Origin of the sequence: Micromonospora sp. AMSO12t (assembly GCF_008806585.1) — a bacterium.
Classification (GTDB): Bacteria; Actinomycetota; Actinomycetes; order Mycobacteriales; family Micromonosporaceae; genus Micromonospora; species Micromonospora reichwaldensis.
The window spans coordinates 1-1092 of record NZ_WAAS01000521.1 but is presented as its reverse complement, the minus strand read 5'-3'; the positions used below and the strand labels follow the sequence as shown (position 1 = coordinate 1092).

At 75.9% G+C, this 1092-nt stretch carries 1 protein-coding gene; it reads right to left on the bottom strand.

The annotated features are described in order from the left end of the window. Window positions 1–1050: ROK family protein (locus F6X68_RS32745; RefSeq protein WP_151457844.1), on the bottom strand; the 1050-nt coding region annotated here is incomplete at its 3' end. Window positions 1051–1092 lie beyond the last annotated feature (42 nt).

Here is a 1092-nt window from a genome sequence, read left to right as displayed (position 1 = left end):
GCCCGCGACGACCGGGCGGGGCGCGGGGCCGGCGCGCAGCGCCTCCAGCGCCGCGATGGCCACGCCCCGGGCGCCGGCCATGTCCCGCTCGGGCACCAGGGCGAAGGTGGCCGACGCGGCCTGCTCCTCCCGCAGCACCGTGTGCTCCCGCACCGTCGCGAGGAACCAGTCCCGGAACTCCGGGGCCGCCTCCACCACCCCGCCCCCGACGAAGTACGCATGCGGATCGGTGAAGTTGGCCGCCACGGTGAAGAGTCGACCCAGCGCCATCGCCTGTTGGGTGAACACCTCCCGGGCCAACGCGTCGCCGCGCTCGCCGTAGCCCCGGACCAGCTTCGCCGCCCGCTCCGGCGGCTCGGCGGCCAGCGGATGGTCCGGAAAGCGTCCCAGCCAGTACGGCAGCAGGTTCCGCCCGATGGCGGTCAGCGAGGCGACGCTCTCGGCGTCCCCGGCGAAGCCGCAGGCGCACGTGGGCACCGGCTGGTCCGGCGCGAGCAGCCCGGTCAGCGGAATGTGCACGTGTCCCAGTTCGCCGGCCATCCCGGCCGCCCCGGCGACCACCCGGCCCGCCTCGACCACACCGCCGCCCAGCCCCGTGCCGACGATGGCCGACACCGACGAGCGGCGCATCGCCTCCGCGCCGAAGTGCGCGTGGTGGGCGTAGAGCGCGGCGGCGTTGCCGTCGTTGTGGTAGAGCACCGGCAGGCCGAGCCGCCGTTCCAGGGCCGTCCGCACGTCGTAGCCGCGCCAGGCCGGCTGGGAGAAGTTGGTCGACCCGCGCGAGGAGATCACCCCGGTGGCGCTCGCCGGCCCCGGCGTGTCCAGCCCGACCGCGCGCACCGCCGTGCGGGGCACCCCGGTCAGCGCCAGCACCCCGTCGAACGCGCGGGCCAGCGCCTCGATCGCCGCCGCAGGGCCGGCGCGCACCTCGCTCGGGTTCTCCACCAGGCCGTCCACCAGGAACCGGCCGTCCACGGTGAGCACCGTGGCGTTGTTGCTGGTCCCCCCGTTGTCCAGCCCGACGACCACCGGCACGTCCGCACCACCCACGACAACCCGCCTTCCGCCGCCACGCCTGCCGTGAGGCTAGTT